Raw genomic sequence first — 21453 nt, forward strand, 5'->3', positions numbered from 1 at the left:
CCGGCAGAAGCCGGTCGTCTTACTCGACGCCCTGCGAAGCCAGGTAATCCTCGTAACCGCCCAGGTAATCGACGATCTTGCCGTCCCCCTTCACTTCGAAGACGCGGGTCGCCAGCGAGGAAACGAATTCGCGGTCGTGCGACACGAAGATCAGCGTACCGGGGAATTTTTCCAGGCCACTGTTCAGGGCTTCGATCGATTCCATGTCGAGGTGGTTAGTCGGTTCGTCCATGACCAGCACGTTCGGCTTGGACAGCATCAGCTTGCCGAACAGCATGCGGCCCTGCTCGCCGCCGGAGATGACGTTGACCGGCTTCTTGACTTCATCGCCGGAGAACAGCAGGCGGCCGAGGGTGCCGCGAACCAGGGTTTCCAGGTCGCCGCCGTCTTCCACCGAGGCGCGGGCGTAACCGACGATCCATTCGGTCAGGCTCTGGGTGCCGGCGAATTCGGCACTGTGATCCTGCGCGTAATAGCCCGGATTGGCCTTCTCGGCCCACTTCAGCGTGCCGTAGGACGGTTGCAGCTCGCCCATCAGCAGCTTGAGGAAGGTCGTCTTGCCGACGCCGTTCTCGCCGATCACGGCGATGCGCTCGCCGGCGTTGATGGTGATGGTCAGGTTGTCGAAGATCTTGCGGTCGCTGCCTTCGTAGACGAAGGTCAGGTTCTCGATCTCGACGGCCTGGCGGTGCAGCTTCTGCTTCTCGTCGTAGTCGAAGCGGATCCACGGGTACTGGCGGGAAGACGGCTTGACGTCTTCCGGCTTCAGCTTGTCGATCAGCTTCAAACGGCTGGTCGCCTGCTTGGCCTTGGACTTGTTGGCCGAGAAGCGGCGGACGAATTCCTGCAGCTCGGAGATGCGCTCCTTGGCCTTGCTGTTGGCGGCCTGCTGGCGGGCGCGCGCCTGCGCCGAGGCTTCCATGAAGTCGTCGTAGTTGCCCGGGTAGATCTGGATCTTGCCGTAGTCCAGGTCGGCCATGTGGGTGCAGACCTGGTTCAGGAAGTGGCGGTCGTGCGAGATGATGATCATCGTCGAATCACGGTTGTTCAGCACGTCTTCCAGCCAGCGGATGGTGTTGATGTCGAGGTTGTTGGTCGGTTCGTCGAGGAGCAGGATGTCCGGATTGGCGAACAGCGCCTGGCAGAGCAGGACACGCAGCTTCCAGCCGGGCGCCACCTGGCTCATCGGGCCATTGTGCTGTTCGGTCGGGATGCCGACACCGAGCAGCAGTTCGCCGGCTCGCGCCTCGGCGGTGTAGCCGTCGTATTCACCGACCTTGCCTTCCAGCTCGGCGGCACGCATGTAGTCGTCTTCGGTCGCTTCCGGGTTGGCATAGATGGCATCGCGTTCCTGGATGGCGGCCCACAGTTCCTCGTGACCCATCATCACCACGTCGAGGACGCGCATGTCTTCGTAGGCGAACTGATCCTGGCGCAGGTAGGCCATGCGCTCGGTGACGTCTTTCGAGACGTTGCCGGCCGAGGGTTCCAGCACGCCGGACAGAATCTTCATGAAGGTCGACTTGCCGGCGCCGTTGGCACCGATCAGGCCGTAGCGATAGCCTTCGCCGAACTTGACGTTGACGTTTTCAAACAGGGGCTTGGCCCCGAACTGCATGGTGATATTGGCGGCGACGAGCATGAAAATCCGTTCTGCTGGCTAGCGATGAAACAAAGGGGTGAATTTTACCTTTTTTCAAGCACTTGCCGCCATGCCAGCCGCCTGCGCGACGGATTGTGCTGCGCCAACCGGCACCGAGGTGGTCGCCCGCATGCTGGGCGCGAGCCGTACCAACGACCATCCGTGACCCGGTCCATGGCGCTGCGGTGTAAGATTTGCGGCCACCCCACTGACCGCCGACTGAGAAACAGCCCATGGTTCCGCACCTCACCACCGCCCTGACCGGGCCGCTCCTCGAACTGGAACGCCGCTTCCTCGCGGCCAGTCCGCAGATCGAACACTGGCTGCGCGGCCAGTGGCAGGAACACACGCCACCCTTCTACGCATCGTGCGACCTGCGCAATTCCGGCTTCAAGCTGGCACCAGTCGATACCAACCTGTTTCCCGGCGGCTTCAATAACCTGAACCCGGCCTTCCTGCCGCTCTGCGTGCAGGCAGCGATGAGCGCCATCGAGAAGTTCTGTCCGGAAGCCTGCAGCCTGCTGCTCATCCCGGAAAACCACACGCGCAACCAGTTCTACCTGCAGAACGTCGCGCAGATTGCCGCCATCCTCAAGCAAACCGGCCTGACTGTCCGGATCGGCTCCCTGCTGCCGGAAATCAACCAGCCGACAAACATCGACCTGCCCAACGGCCAGAGCCTGCTCCTCGAACCGCTCGTCCGCACCGCCGACCGGCTCGGCCTGGACGGCTTCGACCCCTGTGCCATCCTGCTCAACAACGACCTGTCGGCTGGCATCCCGGCCATCCTGCAGGGCCTGCGCAACCAGGTCGTGCTGCCGCCGCTGCACGCCGGCTGGGCCGTGCGCCGCAAGTCCAACCACTTCGCCGCCTACGACCAGGTCGCCAACGACTTCGCCAAGGCGATCGGCATCGACCCCTGGCGCATCAACCCGGCTTTCTCAGTCTGCCGCAGCATCAATTTCCACGAGCGGCAAGGCGAGGAATGCCTGGCCGCCAACGTCGCCGCCGTACTCGACATCGTCAAGGAAAAATACCGGGAATACGACATCGACGAGACGCCTTACGTCGTCGTCAAAGCCGATGCCGGCACCTACGGCATGGGCGTCATGACCGTGCGCAACGTCGATGAAGTCATCGCGCTGAACCGCAAGCAGCGCAACAAGATGAGCGTGGTCAAGGAAGGCCTCGAGGTCAGCGAGGTACTGATCCAGGAAGGCGTCCATTCCTTCGAGACGGTGAAGGACGCGGTGGCCGAGCCGGTGATCTACATGATCGACCGCTACGTGGTCGGCGGCTTCTACCGCGTGCATACCGGGCGCGGCAAGGACGAGAACCTCAACGCGCCGGGCATGCACTTCGAGCCGCTCGCCTTCCAAACCGGCTGCAACCTGCCCGACTACCGTTGCGGCAATCCCGATTCGGCCCCCAACCGCTTCTACGCCTACGGCGTGGTCGGCCGCCTGGCCTGCCTGGCCGCCGCCATCGAACTGGAGCGGACAGCGCCGGAAACGAACGAGGCATAGGGCTTGGCCCAACAGCTGCATTTCGAAAAGCACCTGCTCGGCGGCAGCAGCCAGTCGCTGAAGCTTGCCTTCATCGTCGATCCGCTCGACCACCTGAAAGCCTGGAAGGATTCGTCGGTGGCCATGATGCGCGCCGCCGAAAAACACGGCCACGAAGTCTATGCCATCGATGCCGCCAGCCTCGGCTGGCGCAAGCCGGAAGCCGCACGCGGTGGCGTCTTCGGCGAGGCACTGCACCTCCACCTGCGGCCGGACGACCATGACTGGTATCGCGAAACCGGCCGCGAGTGGATGCCGCTCAAGGCTTTCGATGCGGTGATCATGCGCCGGGATCCGCCCTTCGATTTCGAATACCTCACCGCCACCTGGCTGCTCGAACGCGCCGAAGCGGATGGCGTGCGCGTCTTCAACCGGCCGCGTGCCCTGCGCGAGCATTCCGAAAAACTGGCGCTGATGGAATTTGCCGAATGGGTGCCGCCCACCCAGGTCAGCCGCAACATGCCGCAAGTCCAGCATTTCATCGACGAGCAGCGCGACGTGATCCTCAAGCCGCTCGACGGCATGGGCGGCAGCCAGATTTTCCGCGTCCATCGCAACGACCCCAACCGCAACGTCATCGTCGAGACGCTGACCCACAACGGCGCCCGCACCATCATGGCGCAGCGTTACCTGCCCGAAATCTCGGCCGGCGACAAACGCATCCTGCTCATCGCCGGCAAGCCGGTGCCCTGGTGCCTGGCGCGCATCCCCAAGGCCGGCGAGACGCGCGGCAACCTGGTGGCCGGTGGCACCGGCGTTGCCCAGGAGCTGTCGGCCCGCGACCGGCAGATCGCCGAGGCGCTCGGCCCCGTGCTCTACCAGCGCGGGCTGATGCTGGTCGGCCTCGACGTGATCGGCGACCATCTCACCGAAATCAATGTGACCAGCCCGACCTGCATGGTCGAAATCCGCCAGCAATCGGGTTTCGATGCGGCCGGCGCCTTCATCACCGCGATCGAGCACGCATGCGGACTTGCCTGAGCCTGTGCCTCGCCATCCTGTTCGTGCTCGTCGCCGGTTGCGGCCGGACGCCGCTCCAGGAGCAGCAGGCCTACGTCTTCGGCACCCGGGTCGAGGTCATCGTCGTCAGCGAGCAACCGGAACAGGGGCGGCAGGCCATCGCCGCCGTGCTGCGCGAATTCGACCGCCTGCACCGTAGCTACCACGCCTGGCAGCCCTCCGAACTGAGCACCCTGAACGAGGCCATCGCCGCCGGCCGGTCGCATCCGGTCAGCCCTGAGCTGGCCGGCTTCATTGCTCAGGCGCAGGCCCTGGCCCGGCAGGGCGATAACCTGTTCGACCCCGGCATCGGCCGGCTGATCGCGCTGTGGGGCTTCCAGGCCGACGAATTCAAGGCCGAACTACCGGCCGCTGCCGACATCCAGGCCTGGCGGGCAAGCCAGCCGTCCATCGCCGACATCACGATCGACAACACCACAGTCCGTAGCCGCAACCCGCGGGTTGCCCTCGATTTCGGCGGCTATCTGAAGGGCGTCGCGCTCGACCGGGCGGCCAGCATCCTGCGCGGCATGGGTATCCACAACGCGCTGATCAACATCGGCGGCAACGTAATGGCGCTGGGCAGCAAGGAAGGCCGGAAATGGCGGGTCGGCATCCAGCATCCGCGCCAACCCGGGCCGCTCGCCACGGTGCTGCTCGACGACGGCGAAGCGATCGGTACCTCCGGCGACTACCAGCGCTTCTTCGAGGTGGACGGCAAGCGCTACCCGCACCTGCTCGATCCGCGCAGCGGCTATCCGGCCAGCCACACGCAGGCGGTGACAGTGCTCATCCCGGCCGGCGCACAGGCCGGCACCCTGTCGGACGCTGCCTCCAAGCCGATCTTCATCGCCGGCCCCGAGGCCTGGCGCGACATGGCCCGCCGCATGGGTGTCGGCCTCGTCCTGCGCATCGATGGCGAGGGACGCATCCAGGTCAGCGAAGCCCTGCACAAGCGTCTGGAATTCCTCGGCAAGACGCCGGAAATCACCATCCATCAATAGCTTCTCGGCATATTGGCTTGACACGCCCCGGCGCCAGCCGTATATCCTGAACACCGCTGCGCCCCAATAAGAAAAATCTCACCGAACCGGCAGCGTACCGTCACCAAGCGAGGGAGGAGGAATGCTGCACGGCGTTTCCTTCAGACAACCGGGCTTTGCCAACAGTCTGATACTGCGTATCGGCCTGCTCATCCTGTTCGCACTCGCCGCCTTCGCTGCCGCGCTCTACCTGTTGATCGGCCAGCCCACCGTGGACCGCCTGGCCCGCTCGCAGATGGAACGCGCCGCCGAGCAACTCGAGGTGCGCTTCAGCCGCCTGCTCAAGACCGTCGAAATCACGCTGCGCACCAGCCAGGGCTGGGGCAAGGCTGGCGATCTCGACCATGACCAGCTGCTGCGCTTCAACGAATTCTTCTTTCCCATCATCGCCAATCACGGCGAAATCACCTCGGTCATCTTCGCCCATGAATCAGGCCGGGAAATCCTGCTGCTGATGACCGATGACGGCCGCTGGATCAACCGGATATCCGATCCGGCCGACAGGGGCCGGCAGACCTACTGGATCACCTGGAATGCCCGGCGGCAGATCGAAAGCGTCGAGATGCGCGAGCGCGATTACGATGCCCGGGAACGCCCCTGGTTCAAGGGTGCCATGGCCCTGCCCGACGACCGTTCGGTGTTCTGGACCGAGCCCTACATCTTCTTCACCACCAAGGAACCCGGCATCACCGCAGCCATGCGCTGGCAGGGCAGCGACGGTTCGCACTATGTCATCGGCCACGACGTGCGCCTGATTGACATGGCCGAATTCACCAGCCACCTCGAATTCAGCCCGCAGGGCAAGGCGGCATTCTTCCTCAAGGAGGGCCGACTGATCGCGCCGCCGCGCGATCCGCGCTTCACCCACCGCCAGGCGATCAACGACGCCTTGCTCAAGACCCCGGAGGACCTCGGCCTGCCCGAGCTGGCACGCGCCTTCCAGGCCTGGCAGGACAACCCGGCACCCGAACACGGCCTGCACGATCACACCCTGGACGACGGGCGCTGGCTCAGCCTGTTCAAGCCGATCAAGGGCAACACGAGCGGCATCTGGCTTGGCATCGTCGCGCCGGAGCGTGATTTCGTCCCGATCAGCAGCAACGACCTGTTGCTGCTCGGCCTGATCAGCCTGTCAGCCCTTGCCCTCGGTCTGATCGTCGCCATCCGCATCGCCCGGCGTTTCGGCGAGCCGCTGATGGCGCTGGCCGAGGAGAGCGCCCGGATCGGCGCCCAGGATCTCGACACTCCGGTCTCCTGCGACGCCACGTGGCAGGAAGTGAGCCGCCTGGCCAGCGCCCTCGACGGCATGCGGCAGCACCTGCGTCAGGCGCGCAACGACATCCAGCAAGCCAACGCCAACCTGGAACTGACTGTCGCCCGGCGCACCCAGGCCCTGCGCGAGAGCCAGGACATCCTGCAAAAGCGGGAAGCCTTCTTCCGTGCCATTTTCGACAATGCGGCGGTGGGCATCGTCAGCCTCGATCCGCAGCGCCGGGCGGTGCTGATCAACCCGGCCTTCGCCCGCTTCATCGACCAGCCGATCGACCGCCTGCTGGCCCATCCGGAACGCATCGCGCTGCCCACCGAGTTACTCACCCGCATCGACGACCTGCTGCCCGGCGAGGGATCGGGGTCAGTGCCGACGCACAGCCTGCGCCAGGAAATCCAGTTCGGCGAAGCGCCCGAGGCGGGCCGCTGGGGCGACGTGCAGATCGCCCCGGTATTCGGTCCCGATGGCAGCCTCGACTCGATCCTGATCACCGTGCTCGACGTTTCCGAGCGCCGCCACATCGAAGCCGAGCTGATCCGCCAGTTCGCCTTCCTGCAGGAGTTGCTCGATACCATCCCGAATCCGATCTTCTACAAGGGTGCCGACAGCCGCTTCCTCGGCTGCAATGCCGCCTACGAACGCTTCTTCGGCATCCGGCGCCATGATCTGGCCGGCAAGCGTGTCCTTGATCTCGACTACCTGCCGATGGCGGCCCGGCTGGCCTACCAGGCCGAGGATGAACGGATCATCGCCGAGTGCGGCCGGGCATCGCGCGACATGCCGATGCCCGATGCCGACGGCCACTGGCACGACACCCTGTATTCCGTCACCGGCTTCCGGGCACCTGACGACACACCGGGCGGCCTGATCGGCGTCATCGTCGACATCTCCGCCCTCAAGGAAGCCGAGCGGGAAGCCGAACGCGCCCGCCGGGCCGCCGAGTCGGCCGCCGCCGCCAAGGCCGATTTCCTGGCCAACATGAGCCACGAAATCCGCACGCCGATGAACGCCATCGTCGGCATGACCCATCTCGCCCTGCAGACCGAACTGACGCCGCGCCAGCGCAACTACCTGGCCAAGGTCGACAACGCCGCCAAGAGCCTGCTCGGCATCATCAACGACATTCTCGACCTGTCCAAGATCGAGGCCGGCATGATGCGCTTCGAGCAGGCACCGTTCAGTCTCGACACGGCCTTCCGCCACCTCAGCGACCTGTGCGGCATCAAGGCCCGCGAACGCGGCCTGGAGCTGATCTACGACATCGCACCGGAGGTGCCGGACCAGTTGCTCGGCGACTCGCTGCGCCTCGGCCAGGTCCTGCTCAACCTGGTCGGCAATGCCATCAAGTTCACCGAGGCGGGCGAAATCCGGGTCGCGGTGAAATGCCTGACGCGCAGCGAGAGCCAGGTCGAACTCGGCTTCGAGGTCATCGACAGCGGCATCGGCATGGATGCCGAGCAAATCGACAAGCTCTTCTCCGCCTTCACCCAGGCCGACACCTCGACGACGCGCAAATACGGTGGTACCGGGCTGGGCCTGTCGATCTGCAAGCGCATCGTCGACCTGCAGGGCGGCGAAATCGGCGTCACCAGCCAGCCCGGCGTCGGCAGCCGCTTCACCTTCCGCCTGCCCTTCGGCCTGCCGTCCGAGCAGGCACTCACCCCGCAGCACATCGGCCTGCCCGAGCCGTTGCACGCCCTGGTGGTCGACGACAGTCCCGGCGCCGCCGAAGTTTTCCTGCACATGCTGACCCTGCTCGGCATCGACGCCAAGGCGGTCGGCAGCGGCGAGGCAGCGCTGCGCGAACTGGCCGACAACGCGCGCTACGGCCTGTTGATCATCGACTGGAAGATGCCCGGCATGGACGGCGTCAGCCTGCTGCGTCGCATCCGGCAGGAACATCCCGGCCATGCGGCAGCCGTCGTCATGGCCACGGCCAACGATCCCGACGAACTGCACAGTGCGCTGGGCAATCTCCCGGTCGGCGCCATCCTCGCCAAGCCGGCAACCCCCTCCTCGCTGTTCGACAGCATCATGCTCGCTCTCCATCGCGAGCAGGGCAGACGCCTGACGCCATCCCCGGCCGGCAACCGGCCGGCTGCCCGCTTCACCGGCCAGCGGGTACTGCTCGTCGAGGACAACGAGGTCAATCGCGAACTGGCGGAAGAGATGCTGACCAGCATCGGCCTCACCGTGGACTGCGCCGCGGATGGCGAGCAGGCGGTCGCCAGGGTCCGCCAGGCAGCCTACGACCTGGTGCTGATGGATTGCCAGATGCCGGTCATGGACGGCTATGCCGCGACCGGCCTGATCCGCGCCGACCCGGCCCTGGCCGGTCTACCCATCGTCGCGATGACGGCCAACGCGCTGGCCCCCGACCGCCAGCGCTGCCTGGATGCCGGCATGAACGACCACATCCCGAAACCGATCGACGTCTCCGTCCTGCATGCCACCCTGGCGCGCTGGTTGGGCACGCCGCCCGACATACCCGCCCCGCGCCCGGCGGAGGAGCGCACCACGCTAGCCGGAACAGCGGCCATCGACGCCGGCGAAGCGCTCGCCCGATTCGCCGGCAACCGGGCGATGTACGGCCGCCTGCTCAGTCGTTTCTGCACCAATCAGGCCGATGCCGCCGAGCAGCTACGGGCCGACCACCGGCGCCAGGACAGGGCAGCCATGATCCTGCGCGCCCACACCCTGCGCGGCCTGGCCGGCAATATCGGTGCCGCCGCCCTGGCCCGCCTGGCCGGCGAGCTGGAGGCATTGCTCAAGCAGGAACCGGCCGCCCAGGAGACAACCATCGCCCGTCATCTTGCCGAGTTGCAGGGCTGCCTGCCGGATATCGTCGCCCAGGCCGAAAACCTGGCCGCCGAGATGAGTACACCACCGCCCACCGTGCCCGGCACCATGTCGAACGAGGCGCTATCCGATCTGCATCGGCTGCTGGATAATGCCGATGCATCGGCCGTCCGTCGCTTCGAGGAAATGTCCGGCCAGCTCACGCAGGTTTTCGGCCCGCATCCGGTCGATCAACTGGCCCGCCACATCGGCCAGTACGATTTCGACGAAGCCAAGGAACTGCTCGAGCAGATGATTGCGCAACGGCAGCCCACCTGATCACCCGAATGAACCGATAGCCATGTCCACCCTCTTGCCCAAGCAATGCGTCCTGGTCGTCGATGACAGCCCCGACAACATCGACCTGCTCAGCGAAATCCTGCGCGACGAATACCGCATCCGCATCGCCACCTCGGGCGAGAAGGCACTGAAGATCGTCTATTCCGACGAACCGCCGGATCTCATCCTGCTCGACATCATGATGCCCGGCATCAGCGGCCTGGAAATCTGCCGCCGTCTGAAGGCCAACCCCGACCGCCGGCGTATTCCGGTCATCTTCGTCACCGCCATGACCAGCCCGGAGGACGAGCGGCGCGGCCTGGAAACCGGCGCCGTCGACTACATCACCAAGCCGATCAGTCCGCCCATCGTCAAGGCCCGGGTCCGCACCCACCTCGCCCTCTACGACCAGGCGCGCGAATTGGCCCGCATGGTGCAGCAGCGCACCCAGGAACTGCTCACCACCCGCCAGCAGATCATCCGCCGCCTCGGCCGGGCCGCCGAGTTCAAGGACAACGAAACCGGCAACCACGTGCTGCGCATGAGCCACTACGCCCGGCTCATCGCCCTCGCCCACGGCCTCGGCGAGGAGGCCGCCGACATCATCTTCAACACGGCGCCGATGCACGACATCGGCAAGATCGGCATTCCCGACGCCATCCTGCTCAAGCCCGGCAAGCTCGACGCGGCCGAGCGGGAGGTCATGTACCAGCACCCGATCATGGGGGCTGAGATCATCGGCAAGCACGACAACGAACTGCTCGAAACCGCCCGCATCATCGCGCTGACCCATCATGAAAAGTGGGATGGCACCGGCTACCCGCAGGGCCTCAAGGGCGAAGCCATCCCGCTCGAAGGCCGCATCGTCGCCGTGGCCGACGTCTTCGATGCGCTGCTCTCGGTTCGTCCCTACAAACCGGCCTTGCCGCTGGAAACGGCCCTGCAGTATTTCGACGACCAGTGCGGCCGCCATTTCGACCCGGCGCTGGTCGAGGCATTCCGCCAGGCACTGCCGGAAATCCTGCGCATCAAGGAAATCTACGCCGACGAAAACGGCGCACTGACCGACCTTGAATTCCATATCAAGGAAATATACGACCACAAGGACGATCCGCTGGGCTACCCACAGATCATCGCCAGCACCGACAGCGGCCTCTGATCGAGGTCAACGGCATGTCCGACCCCGCCTTGCCGCTACGGCGCGCCGCCGACTGGCTGCGCGCGGCCGACGCCCTGCTCATCACGGCCGGAGCCGGCCTGGGCATTGATTCCGGCCTGCCCGACTTCCGTGGCCCAGCGGGTTTCTGGGGGGTCTATCCGGCCCTCGGCCGGGCCGGCATCGCCTTCGAGTCGATCGCCAACCCCGCTGCCTTCGCCCGCGATCCGCAACTCGCCTGGGGTTTCTACGGGCATCGCCTGAACCTCTACCGGCACACCGTGCCGCACGCCGGCTTCCGGCAATTGCTCGGCCTGGCCGCCGACAAGCCACACGGCGCCCGGGTATTCACCAGCAATGTCGACGGGCAATTCCAGAAAGCCGGGTTCGCCAGCAACACCATGTGCGAAATCCACGGCTCCATCCATCATCTGCAATGTATCGACAACTGCCGGGGCGGGATCTGGCCAGCCGACGACTTTCAACCGCTGGTCGATGCCGAGCACTGCCGCTTGCTGAACGACGCACCGCGCTGCCCGCATTGCGGCGGCCTGGCGCGGCCCAACATCCTGATGTTCGGCGACAGCGACTGGGAGGAGCGGCGCACCGCCCTGCAATACCGGCGGCTGACCGAATGGCTGGCCGGGACCGAGCGCCTGTTGTGCATCGAGATCGGCGCCGGCAGCGCCATCCCGACCGTCCGCCGCTTTTCGGAACACTACGGCTGGCGGCTGATCCGCATCAACCCCCACGAGGCGCAGGTGCCCGATCCACAAACCGGCATCGGCCTGCCACTCGGCAGCCTGGCCGGGCTCGAACAACTCGGCCAGGCGCTCGCCGCCGGCTGAACCGGGCTATTCCGGCTGGCGGGAATCGATGCTCAGCGTCACCGGCCCGTCGTTGATCAGCGCCACCTGCATGTCCGCGCCAAATACGCCGGTCGGCACCGGTTTGCCCAGTTCGGCCGACAGTTTGGCGACAAAGCGCGCGAACAGCGGCCCCGATACCTCGCCCCGCGCCGCCCGGCTCCACGACGGCCGGTTGCCCTTCTTCACCGAGGCGTAGAGGGTGAACTGCGAGACGGCAAGAATGTCGCCGCCGACTTCCTGCACGCTGCGATTCATCACGCCGTTTTCATCGGCCATCAGGCGCAGACGGACGATCTTGCCGGCCATCCAGTCGAGATCGGCCTCGCCATCGTCCGCCTCGAAACCGGCGAGGACGAGCAGGCCGGGCCCGATGCTGGAGACGACGCTCCCCCCGACCGTCACCGACGCACTCGCCGCCCGCTGCACAACAACCCGCATGGATTCGCCCCTTCGCTCAGAGAAGGGCGAATTCAAGCATGGAACTGGCCAGAAGATCAAAAACGCTAGTGCTGCCGGCTAATGCTGACAACCGGTTTGATGCACGAAATGCTCCAGACACCCGTTCTTGCCAAGCAGCAGCATGCGGGTATGGAACGCCTCCCGCATCGTCGGTGACACCTGCCGGCCCAGGACGCGCAGCCGTTTGTCATGCAACTGCACGTAGTAAAGCGGGTAATCCGCTGCCAGCGAATGCCACAGTGCATGCGATGCCGGCGACTGGCGCACACCGGTGATCAGATTGCGACCACCATCCAGCCACCAGCGATAGACCAGCGAGGCGATGCCCTGCCGCCGGTAAGGCGGAGCGTACTTGGAATGCGGCGCGCGCAAATGCGGATCGGTTCGCTTGTTCACCTCGATCAGGCGGTTGAACACGGTATAGCCGGCCAGGCAGGCGCCGGCCGGGTCCTCGGCATAGACGTAATGCTCGCCGTCCGCCTCCCGGTAGCGAAAACGCAGGCGGGGATGTTCGATATCGATCACCGCCATCGCATGCATCGGATCGACCGGCCGCTGCATGCGGCGATACAGTTTCTTCAACTCCAGGGCGATATCGTCTTCAGGCAACGCGACATCGATGCGCAATTCCGACAACCAGCCGACGATCCATGGCGGGAACGGAGAGATATTCATGGCCAACATGGCAAACTCCGGCAAGGGAAAAGGTAATCAGGCGCACGCGGCTCAGGATGCCGACGAACCGCGCCAGTGGCCGCTGAGCAAGCGGCTGGGCAGTGCCCGGGCACGCACCCAGGCACTGGCCTCCCAGACATCGACCGGCACGTTCAGCCCGGCATAAATGCCATAGCCCTCCCCCGCCGTGATGAACTCCCCGGCCTCCAGGCTCTCGCCCGCCTTGATCGCACCGCCTGCTGTGATCGACTCGCCCGCGACGATTCCCCAGCAAGCTTCCAGGTGATCCCGGACAGCGATGCCTTCGCGGACTTCGATGCCCTGCCCGGCCCAGGCATTGCCGCGAACCTTCAGCCCGCCCCGGATACGAAGATGGCTCAGGCACTCCATGTTGCCACCCACCGAAACATCGCCGCCAACAGCGGTCTGGCCACCAACCCGGCAGCCGGCGCCGACCTCGATATCCCGGCCGACGCGCAGATCACCGCCGCAATCCAGGCTCTCCTCGACGAGCAGGCTCCAGTCGGCGCGCACATCGCCATCCACCTTCAGCTTACCCATGGCGAGGATGTTGCCAGCTGCCCAGAGGTTTTCGCCGATTTCGACGCGACGGCCGACGCGCAAGCCGGAATCGGCCCGCAAACTGCCACCGACACGCAGTACGGTGCCGATATCGATCGGTCCGCGCACATGCAGGCTGCCGGCAAACACCATGGCATCGACGTCCAGCGCATCGACCTCGAGAACGCTCTTGGTCGGGCCGAACTGATCCATCAGCCAGCAGGCATCCGATACCCGTCCGGCATCGACCAAGGCATCGAGCAGCGGCTGGTAATCCGATCCCCTTTCGAAATGCCGCAGGAACCAGCGAAAACCTTCGGCACAAGGCTGCTTTTGCCGAACGAACTGACGCGAGATATCCATCGTCACCGCCCCTTTTCCGGCTGCAGCAAGGTTTCATCCACCACCCGCTCGACCGGCACAATCAGCGCCGCGCATAGCGACTCCCGCAACAGATTCACCACCATGCGCTCGCGCAACCAGGCCGACAGGCCCGACCGCCGATGCCAGCCGAGTACCAGCAGCGATGCACCGCTATCCGCCAGATGCTGCCGGATCCGGCTGCGTACATCGCCATGGACCATCGTCAGGCGCACCTCGACATCGGGCAGCGGCCGCACAGCACTCCCTGCCGACTCGAAGCCGGCGTGCACGGCCTGCCATTTTTCCTTGAGGTAGTCGGCCATCACACCGGGGGGCACATCGCCCAGCCGGGGCAGCGGGGTTTCCGGGTGGCGTGTGATATGGAGCAATTCCACTGCCTCCTGCGGCCCGAGACGGGACAGGGCAGCAAATTGCGTCTTGAGTGCACAGCGGGTCTTGGCCGCGAGCAAGGTCCGGTCGGCGGGAAGACTGCCATCGCCGGTCAGGGCCAGAACCTGTGCCCGAGCCTTGTCCAACAGCAGGCGAACCAGATTGGCGCGCCAGATCGGGTTGCGGTACAGCAATTGATCGCGATGCACGCACACCAGATCGTGCCTGGCAGCGAATCGGGCCAGATCCCGATCGCTCAGCTGGTGGTAGGCCGGTACTTCGACCGGTATCTCGAACGCATTGCGCAAATGGCGCGCCCGTCTGATCAGCCGGACGATGGCCTGGGTGCCACTCGGGCCACCCTTCTGGTTGTAGTAGGCGATAGTCAGCGCAATGCCATTTGCCTTGGCCAACTGTGCGGCCTTTTCAAGAACGGCGTCGGCATCCTGCTGCAGATCGGTGATGGCCAGGATGGAACGGAGGGCCGACGACGCCGGGGAAGGGAGATTGACGACCTCCCTCGCTGCTGCCGCCGGTGCCAGCCGCGCATCAACCGGCCGGGCTGGATTCGGGGAAAGCGTGGAAACCGGCTGCTCCGGAGGCGGCCAGATGCTGTGGTAATTGACGTTCATAAAACTCCTCGATGGCACGTGTCATCCCGCACCGTCCGGCGCGAGACAAAGGGAAAACAAGAAAATCCGCCCGATCTGCACGGCGTGCGGGCACCGGCTCCAGCCGGCGGGATGAACCGGGCGACGGAAAGCCGAAATGCCGCACGAGCGCGAACTCGATGCGAGGCAGGAAAAACAGGAAAAGTCCTCAAGGCGCGGCATCCCGGTGTGAGAGCCGCAATCGCGCTTCAGTTGAGCCCGGCGATCGTTTGTGTAGCGCTAAAAGGGGAAAAGCGTATCGCCGGGCTTAGGAATCTGCGGCGAGCGCGCCGATTCCTTCTCGGTCCGGTCTGAGCGACGCGGCACCACCCATCCGCACAGCAGCGCAGGTTGCGAAGGCAAACAGGGTGGAAACCGGGAATTGAGTCATCCGGCGACTATAGTCCGCCAGTTGGAGGGCTGTCAAACCTGCCCTCCAATGGGCGGGATCGGCAGGACCGCCAGTCAGCCGGCGGCCAGCGCCTGCCGCAATTGCGCCGCGTAGGCTTCCAGCTGGTCGCGCGCCGGGTCCTTGCGCGGCCACGAGAGGCCGACGCCATCGTCGACATGGCGCGGCACGACATGAATGTGAAAATGAAAGACCGTCTGGTCGCCAGCTTGGCCATTGCACTGCAGCAGGGTCAGGCCCGGTGGATCGAAAGCCTTCTTGACCGCTTGCGCAACGCGATGCGCCGTGCGCATCGCCGCCGCCGCCTCGTCAGCAGTCAAATCGAGCAGGTCGGTCGCATGGCGCTTGACGGCGACCAGCGTGTGTCCCGGATTGACTTGCCCGAGGTCCATGAAGGCCAGCGTCTGCTCGTCTTCATAAACCCGGGAAGCCGGAATTTCGCCGGCCACGAGGCGACAGAAGATGCACTGGCCGGCCGGGGAGGTATCGACGAAACCTGTAGGTTCCGGTTTCCGCTGAAAACCCGAACTCAACAAAATCAATGACTATCTAGCTGTGAAATGGACCTCGGTCATCAGCCAGGAGTCTTTTTTCGGATTTCCCTACTTTTCGCACAGCACTGCCTGTCGGCGTCAGTACAAAATCTTGGGACTGGCCTGATTCTAATATGAACGATTCGAGCTCCGGCGTTCGACGGTAAAGCAGCTTTTTCGCACCATCCACGCCGGGACCAGAAACCGGCATGATCGACTGCTCCTCCAGTCGCTTCCTGGCCACGATGGACATCACGCCTATGCGAGCGCCAATCTCACTCGCAAAGACATAGTCTCGAAAAAACGCTTCTATCGCTTTCCGGCTAAGCCACCAGCCGCCATGGCGCATATTCGGCAAGCGCTCTGCCTTGATGAAATCAAAGGTCACGAGTTCATAGGCCACCTGCTGGGACAGCGAATACTCGATGGCAAACTGGGGGCAAGTCAGCCATTGCCCGACACCTCTGGCGTTCGACTCAAACCAGTGTTTGAGTGCCGCTTCCTCAAATACCAGGCTGGCTACACCTCTGGCCGTATCGATCCGGGCTACCGGCCGCAGTTCTTTCGCCATGGCGGACTCTATTGCCGCCACGATATCGAGACTCCGCCAGGTCCAGTACCGCAGGATGTGACTGACCGATACGCATCCCTCATCCGGAATACTCACAACCGGGAGGTCTTCGGTAAGCGCCAGCACCGCTTCGACGTCGGAACGCGGCACAAACCAGACACTACCTGGCAAATCCGACGATTTCGACGCATTCGGAAACAGCAGCTTCAACATGCTGCGCATGCGCCGCCTAGAAAACCCAAGTAGTTCTGCGGCCGAAAGCATATCCATTCCACCGGACAGCTTTTCCTTTGCCTGGACCAGTTGATCGCGACGCACCATGCAGAACTTCCGGCCGCTATCACTGACGAAAGACTCGCTGTCGAGCACACCTTCACGGATCAGGCGTTCCAGCCGTGGCTGCGAGATACCCAGTTCATCGCGGGCAATCTTGGCCGGAATCCAGACAGCCCGGTTCATCATCATGGTGGCCAGCCTGCGGTTGCGTTTTGCCACCCCACCTTTCCAGCGCGTACTGACCCACTCCCCAAACTCATCCCGAATGACGTCGAACCCGTTGCCCTTGAGCCCCCGGAACAGATACTGATAAACCCAGCCGAAGGTTGTTTTCAGGGCATGGCCCTCTGCATCCACGACCTTCGACTGCAACTGGTCAAGGATCTGGTGGAATGCCGCAGGCCAGTCCATCAGGATTGCTGCGGCGGCCGAGGTGACTGCCCAGGAGATCTTCATGGCGCCCGAATCGGGAATCTTGAGTGGATGCCTGCCTTCCGTATTGACCGTGCCGGCCCCGAAAAACCGGATCAACTGCTGCATCTGGCCAAGACTCAAGACCTTCAAAGGCAACGGGACATTCTCGGCAGGCTGGCCAAACAACTTCGCCCTCAGAATCTCGGCCATCCTGACAACATCCTCCGGGCAGGCTGCCGCAACCTCCCGGCGCAGATCGGCGCCACAGTCACAACGGATAATCGATTTCCGGTGCCATGAAACCGGTTGCTGGCAGGACGAACAGTGATCCACCAGCCAAACCCGATGTTCCGGACAGGCATCCTGAAAATAAAGCTCCCAGTCTGCGTGCCAAACGGGCTCGGCAGCCAGACATTCCGGACAGAATCTGGAAAATCGGTGGTTCCATAAGCCCTTTTCCGTATTCCAGAGGGCAGAAGTCCGGCGAATACGCGCAGATAGCTCCGGCTCGACCCTCGGATCAGGCATCAAACCATGTCTTTGCAGGTTTTCTGCTTCGAAATGGATGTTCAGTCGGCCAATATCGTACAAAAGCAGATGATTCTCGGCAGCAAGACGCAGGAGATAGCCCTGCGGGCCTTCCATTGATCCGGGATGAGGATGAAACAGGAGGGATGGCAGGTTAGACATGAGCAATCCTCCTCATTTCATGGATGAGGCCCAGCCGCTTGGCGACCGGAGAACCGATCAGCGTGGAATTACCACCCTCTTCAAACGGCTCCCTGGCCTTGACCAGGGAGCGCTGAACGGCATTCGGCGAAAACGGATTCAGGCGCTCGGTGACATCGGCCCATACGGTTTCCCGGAATGCCCGGGCATACAGAGGCAAATCCAGCGTATCAAAGCCGGTCGCGCCGGCAACGGAAACCGCCCCTTCCAGAACTTTTCTCACGAAATCCAGCCGGCCATCGCTCCCAAACCAGAAACGACGGGCCAGATTCGCCTCATAAAGGGGAGTCACGACTGGCAATGGCAGACGCTCCTGGAATCCGCGAAGAACCGACCGGAACTCCGCAAAATCCTCGGCGTCGTTCAACTCGAACGCCGAATACGTGATCCGGGAACTGAACCGGCGCCATAACTGGGGATTGGCCCGCACCACATTCTCACACTCCGGCAGGCCGGCAAGAACGAGTGCTACCCGGGTCGCATCCATCAGGCCCTTCAGCCAATCGGAAATGTGCCGGAAATCCTTGAGGGTCTGGGCATAGAAGAAATGCTGGAAGTCATCGAGAACCAGGACCTCCACCTGGCAGCCACCGAGAAACAGGTGGATCCGCTGGGTTTTCTCCTCGGCCGAACCCCGATGGGCTGCAGGATCCCCCAGCGCCACCAGGATCGCCTGGGCCAGATTCTTGACAGTGGGGCCGGCTGGCGTGCCCACGCTCAACACGGGAATGCGTGTCCTGCCAGCCTCGCTAAGGCGCGGAAAACGATCCTGATAATGTTCGAGCAGCGTTGATTTACCGACCCCGCTCGGGCCTACCACCACAAGGCCGGTACTCACACCATTGGTCCGGCTGTAGTGATGCTGTTCAGCCATCCGGCTGATGGCCGATACAAACCGGCGATGCGGAAACAGGTGCTTTCTCAAGGAGAATCCCTCGAAGGCATGCGCCTGCCCTCCCGCGCGATACTGCCTGAGCACATCGAGCGGCGTATTCATGATGCCCCCCTCCTGCTCGCACCCAGTTCGATGGACTCCAGCATCGGCAGGTCATCATCGAGTCCTTCCGGCAGATCCTCAAGGGTCTCGCAAACCATGGAGTCCACCGGCTGGCGGGCAACAGCCAGCGGATCCTCATTACGAAGTACGGACTCGCTATCAGTATGGAGCAAAGAGGCCCCGAGTTTGCGGCTGGCCATTTTCTTGTAATCAAGGCTCGCCCGGATCTTCTCCTCGATGGCTGCCCGGGCCTCTTCTATCTGGGCAATCGAATACTGCTCACCAAACGTGCGCCGGGCATGCTCCCGAACGAGCCTATGCACCCCTCGTGGCAGGCCGGAGGCGTAATCGCTGTTGATGGCCGGCACACGGATGTACTCCCTGGCATGGTCATCATAGACATGCACATACTCGACACTGTCCTCGTAGAACTTCAGGGCAACCTTGCGGTTATCCCCGGTCCGCCGCCGCATTTCCTGCAACTGCCGGGAGTTGTAGTGAAGCCCCTCAAGTTCAATGCCGTAGTGAAACAGGGTTCGGGTTGCCGGGATGCCGGTGATCACGGCCAGTTGTTCCGGGTAGGCCGGCAACTCAATCACGCGCTGCATGGCTGACTCCCGCCATTTGAGGAGCGGCGTGGTCCCCAGACCGCGATGGTAGGTCACGCTGTAGATATCAACGATCCACCGGGTAATGACATGGGTCAGGGTTTCAAAATCAATGGCCGCTATCTCTTCAGCCGGATAATCCCCTCGCTCATCGACGGAGGAGAACACCGTTCCCGGCAGACGATGGATCAGTCCCTTGGCCAGCGTTCGGAAACAGCGCTCGACAGCCCCCTTGAACTGGGGACGGGCCGCCGGGCAGAACAGCTGCTGAATGCCGAGTTCCTGACAGGAGCGCTCCAGCGCCTCCGAATGCAGATCCATCCCGTTGTCGAGAGCGATGAGATCCATGATCCCGCAGGCCGGCCATTCCCCCTGAATGTCGGGGAAACGGGCCAGCCATTCAGCCTTGGGCAGGATCGCCTGGCGCAGGCATTGCAGCACCGAATAGCTGGACGGCGCATGGAACGACAGATAGAAACCGACGATCATCCGGCTATACCGGTCAATCGCCAGCGTCATCCAGGGGCGCCCGAGCGGAATCGTCGTGTTTTTGTCGATCACGATGATGTCGAGCGGCGTATGGTCGATTTCGATGCGCTCGAGGATGGCGCCGACCTTTAAGGTTCCGGTCACCATCCGGTATTTCACCCGGGCAGCCTCGGCCCCCAGCCGGGAGGAATCCACGACATCCTGCCTGAGATTGTCGATCCACTTGAAAATCGTCGTTCTAGCAGGCGGTTTGATCTGCTCATCCGGCCCGCGATTCGCATTCATCGCCAGAATCCTCTTCCGGACAGTGTCGTGAATCACGGTTTTTGGGAGCCGCTGGGCCGTCAGATACGACTCGGCAATCGTCTCCTCAAAGATCTGGAAGCGTGGATCGATGTTCTTCGGCTTTCCACCGAACACCTGCGGGATCAGGGTCATGATCGACCGGGTATTGCGGTAGCGCTTCCACCAGGCATGAACGCTGGATGGGCAGGGAGGCTTCGGATCATTCATGATAGTCGCCGCTTCACGGATCCTTTCTGCCCACACTGGCCGCTGGAAAGGCGTGTTATCCGGGTCAACATAGCGGATATAGCGCTCACGACGCCTGGCCACAGCCTGCCAATGTGCAGGATAGGTGGCGAGATCACGTGGCGTTGCCAGATAGAGGACGTCCGCTGCAGAACTGAGGCTTCCCTCGTCGATCACCCACTGACCTGACTGCCATTTGGCGAGCACTTCCCTGTCATCGAAGTTTTCGATTTCCCCGGTATCACGCTCGAACTGCAACTTCCCGGTCGCCAGGCGCCGTGCAAGTTCGCGCACGGTCTGGTTCTCCAGAAAACGTAGTCCTTTTTTAAAACAGAACCTGATCATGATGCCCCTCCTCCGGAATGCTGATTTGAGACTCCTGTGTCAGGGGCGAGGTCAGGTCGCAATGCACATGACCCCAGGCGATCAGGCGGTAGGCAACTGGAGATCCGACCCGCTCGCAAAGCGCACTCAGAGGCTGCCCGCCACTGGCCAGCCACTGCCCGACGTCGGATAGCACCTGCTCGACCGAGTCATCACGCCGCTGGTAACGGGCGAGAATGGCAAGATTCTGATGCAGGGGTTCCCGGCGGATGCTGCACTCAGTCAAGATCCGATAATCCCAGCCCAGCCGCCGGTAGTGATCAGCGACTGCGCGCAGTTTCCGGGCAACATCGGGCCTCGCCAGCATGGCTTCCGGTTTAACTTCCAGATGGATAACTCGACCGCTATTTCCGGTGATCTCGAAATCGGGGTAGTAGCGTCGCGTGGTCTCCTGATCCACGTAGCCGATCTCCTCGGGCTGCGCCCGGAATGTCCTCACCCCGGGTGAAAACTCGAACAGAAGGATGGCATCCCTTTCCAGAAGGGACTCCCAGGGCACCATGTGCCCCATTTTCAGGGACGGAAAATGGCCCCTGATCTTGCGACCGCTGCGGGTCACGACTTTGCGCGAAAGCATCTGCATCTCCAGAAATCCAGGCAACAGAAGTCCCTGCTAGCCCGGCATTCATGTTTTTTGAGGTGCCCTTCACCCGAAATGAGGAAAAAACTTCTCTCTCAGGCCGTAAAAATGGCCTGATGCGTCGGGAAAAGGATGGGGAGTTGGCTTGACGCCCGGAGGAGAGATGCTGATAC

At 63.3% G+C, this 21453-nt stretch carries 16 protein-coding genes; 6 read left to right on the plus strand and 10 right to left on the minus strand.

Annotation, left to right across the window (positions count from 1 at the left end; genetic code table 11):
* Positions 1–19: 19 nt before the first annotated feature.
* Complete coding sequence (locus K420_RS0104320; protein ID WP_027456972.1) at positions 20–1642, minus strand: ABC-F family ATPase; 1623 nt, start codon at positions 1640–1642, stop codon at positions 20–22.
* 233 nt (positions 1643–1875) lie between these two features.
* Here K420_RS0104320 and gshA point away from each other — a divergent pair, with 233 nt between their 5' ends.
* The 6 genes from gshA to K420_RS0104355 all read left to right on the plus strand — a co-directional run bounded on the left by gshA (position 1876) and on the right by K420_RS0104355 (position 11640).
* Complete coding sequence (gene gshA, locus K420_RS0104330) at positions 1876–3168, plus strand: glutamate--cysteine ligase (protein ID WP_027456973.1); 1293 nt, start codon at positions 1876–1878, stop codon at positions 3166–3168.
* Positions 3169–3171: 3 nt separating this feature from the next.
* On the plus strand, positions 3172–4188 hold the full coding sequence (gshB, locus tag K420_RS0104335) for a glutathione synthase (RefSeq protein WP_084019559.1): 1017 nt from the start codon (positions 3172–3174) through the stop codon (positions 4186–4188).
* Positions 4173–5210: an FAD:protein FMN transferase gene (locus K420_RS0104340; protein WP_035854514.1), complete on the plus strand. Its 1038-nt coding sequence runs from the start codon at positions 4173–4175 to the stop codon at positions 5208–5210. The genes gshB and K420_RS0104340 overlap by 16 nt, the downstream gene beginning before the upstream one ends.
* Before the next feature lie 121 nt (positions 5211–5331).
* The gene (locus tag K420_RS19595; RefSeq protein WP_051452950.1) at positions 5332–9636 is read left to right on the plus strand and encodes a response regulator; all 4305 of its coding nucleotides are present in this window, start codon (positions 5332–5334) and stop codon (positions 9634–9636) included.
* A gap of 22 nt (positions 9637–9658) precedes the next feature.
* Entirely contained in the window at positions 9659–10795 is a 1137-nt protein-coding gene (locus K420_RS18125) for an HD-GYP domain-containing protein (protein ID WP_035854518.1), read from the plus strand.
* 14 nt (positions 10796–10809) lie between these two features.
* A complete protein-coding gene (locus K420_RS0104355; protein ID WP_027456976.1) occupies positions 10810–11640 on the plus strand; it encodes an SIR2 family NAD-dependent protein deacylase in 831 nt (276 codons plus the stop codon).
* A 6-nt stretch (positions 11641–11646) separates the two neighbouring features.
* Here K420_RS0104355 and dtd read toward each other — a convergent pair whose 3' ends face one another.
* From dtd to K420_RS19600, 9 genes are all read right to left on the minus strand, one after another.
* On the minus strand, positions 11647–12099 hold the full coding sequence (dtd, locus tag K420_RS0104360; RefSeq protein WP_027456977.1) for a D-aminoacyl-tRNA deacylase: 453 nt from the start codon (positions 12097–12099) through the stop codon (positions 11647–11649).
* 78 nt (positions 12100–12177) lie between these two features.
* Positions 12178–12795 carry a hypothetical protein gene (locus K420_RS18130; protein ID WP_051453259.1) on the minus strand — a complete coding sequence of 206 codons (618 nt, stop codon included), beginning with the start codon at positions 12793–12795 and terminating at the stop codon, positions 12178–12180.
* Positions 12796–12846: 51 nt separating this feature from the next.
* Complete coding sequence (locus K420_RS0104370) at positions 12847–13719, minus strand: hypothetical protein (RefSeq protein ID WP_027456978.1); 873 nt, start codon at positions 13717–13719, stop codon at positions 12847–12849.
* Positions 13720–13721: 2 nt separating this feature from the next.
* On the minus strand, positions 13722–14741 hold the full coding sequence (locus tag K420_RS0104375; RefSeq protein ID WP_027456979.1) for a universal stress protein: 1020 nt from the start codon (positions 14739–14741) through the stop codon (positions 13722–13724).
* Positions 14742–15224: 483 nt separating this feature from the next.
* Positions 15225–15701, minus strand: a complete 477-nt coding sequence (locus K420_RS18135) for an HIT family protein (RefSeq protein ID WP_051453260.1) — start codon at positions 15699–15701, stop codon at positions 15225–15227.
* A gap of 16 nt (positions 15702–15717) precedes the next feature.
* Complete coding sequence (locus K420_RS0104385; RefSeq protein ID WP_084019560.1) at positions 15718–17652, minus strand: TniQ family protein; 1935 nt, start codon at positions 17650–17652, stop codon at positions 15718–15720.
* On the minus strand, positions 17645–18688 hold the full coding sequence (locus K420_RS0104395) for a TniB family NTP-binding protein (protein WP_027456981.1): 1044 nt from the start codon (positions 18686–18688) through the stop codon (positions 17645–17647). Before K420_RS0104395 ends, K420_RS0104385 begins: the two co-directional genes overlap by 8 nt.
* Positions 18685–20661 carry a Mu transposase C-terminal domain-containing protein gene (locus tag K420_RS0104400; protein WP_027456982.1) on the minus strand — a complete coding sequence of 659 codons (1977 nt, stop codon included), beginning with the start codon at positions 20659–20661 and terminating at the stop codon, positions 18685–18687. The genes K420_RS0104395 and K420_RS0104400 overlap by 4 nt, the downstream gene beginning before the upstream one ends.
* On the minus strand, positions 20642–21277 hold the full coding sequence (locus K420_RS19600; protein WP_157275003.1) for a TnsA endonuclease N-terminal domain-containing protein: 636 nt from the start codon (positions 21275–21277) through the stop codon (positions 20642–20644). The genes K420_RS0104400 and K420_RS19600 overlap by 20 nt, the downstream gene beginning before the upstream one ends.
* Positions 21278–21453: the final 176 nt, after the last annotated feature.

The organism is Dechloromonas agitata is5, assembly GCF_000519045.1.
Classification (GTDB): domain Bacteria; phylum Pseudomonadota; class Gammaproteobacteria; order Burkholderiales; family Rhodocyclaceae; genus Azonexus; species Azonexus agitatus.

What these genes read in the sequence shown, in the direction of transcription:
- K420_RS0104320 (WP_027456972.1), bottom strand. Translation starts at nt 1,642, where the DNA reads ATGCTCGTCGCCGCCAATATCACCATGCAGTTCGGGGCCAAGCCCCTG.
- K420_RS0104340 (WP_035854514.1), top strand. Translation starts at nt 4,173, where the DNA reads ATGCGGACTTGCCTGAGCCTGTGCCTCGCCATCCTGTTCGTGCTCGTC.
- K420_RS18130 (WP_051453259.1), bottom strand. Translation starts at nt 12,795, where the DNA reads ATGAATATCTCTCCGTTCCCGCCATGGATCGTCGGCTGGTTGTCGGAA.
- K420_RS19600 (WP_157275003.1), bottom strand. Translation starts at nt 21,277, where the DNA reads ATGCTTTCGCGCAAAGTCGTGACCCGCAGCGGTCGCAAGATCAGGGGC.
- K420_RS0104355 (WP_027456976.1), top strand. Translation starts at nt 10,810, where the DNA reads ATGTCCGACCCCGCCTTGCCGCTACGGCGCGCCGCCGACTGGCTGCGC.
- dtd (WP_027456977.1), bottom strand. Translation starts at nt 12,099, where the DNA reads ATGCGGGTTGTTGTGCAGCGGGCGGCGAGTGCGTCGGTGACGGTCGGG.
- K420_RS0104395 (WP_027456981.1), bottom strand. Translation starts at nt 18,688, where the DNA reads ATGAATACGCCGCTCGATGTGCTCAGGCAGTATCGCGCGGGAGGGCAG.
- K420_RS18125 (WP_035854518.1), top strand. Translation starts at nt 9,659, where the DNA reads ATGTCCACCCTCTTGCCCAAGCAATGCGTCCTGGTCGTCGATGACAGC.
- K420_RS0104370 (WP_027456978.1), bottom strand. Translation starts at nt 13,719, where the DNA reads ATGGATATCTCGCGTCAGTTCGTTCGGCAAAAGCAGCCTTGTGCCGAA.
- K420_RS0104375 (WP_027456979.1), bottom strand. Translation starts at nt 14,741, where the DNA reads ATGAACGTCAATTACCACAGCATCTGGCCGCCTCCGGAGCAGCCGGTT.
- gshA (WP_027456973.1), top strand. Translation starts at nt 1,876, where the DNA reads ATGGTTCCGCACCTCACCACCGCCCTGACCGGGCCGCTCCTCGAACTG.
- K420_RS0104385 (WP_084019560.1), bottom strand. Translation starts at nt 17,652, where the DNA reads ATGTCTAACCTGCCATCCCTCCTGTTTCATCCTCATCCCGGATCAATG.
- K420_RS0104400 (WP_027456982.1), bottom strand. Translation starts at nt 20,661, where the DNA reads ATGATCAGGTTCTGTTTTAAAAAAGGACTACGTTTTCTGGAGAACCAG.
- K420_RS19595 (WP_051452950.1), top strand. Translation starts at nt 5,332, where the DNA reads ATGCTGCACGGCGTTTCCTTCAGACAACCGGGCTTTGCCAACAGTCTG.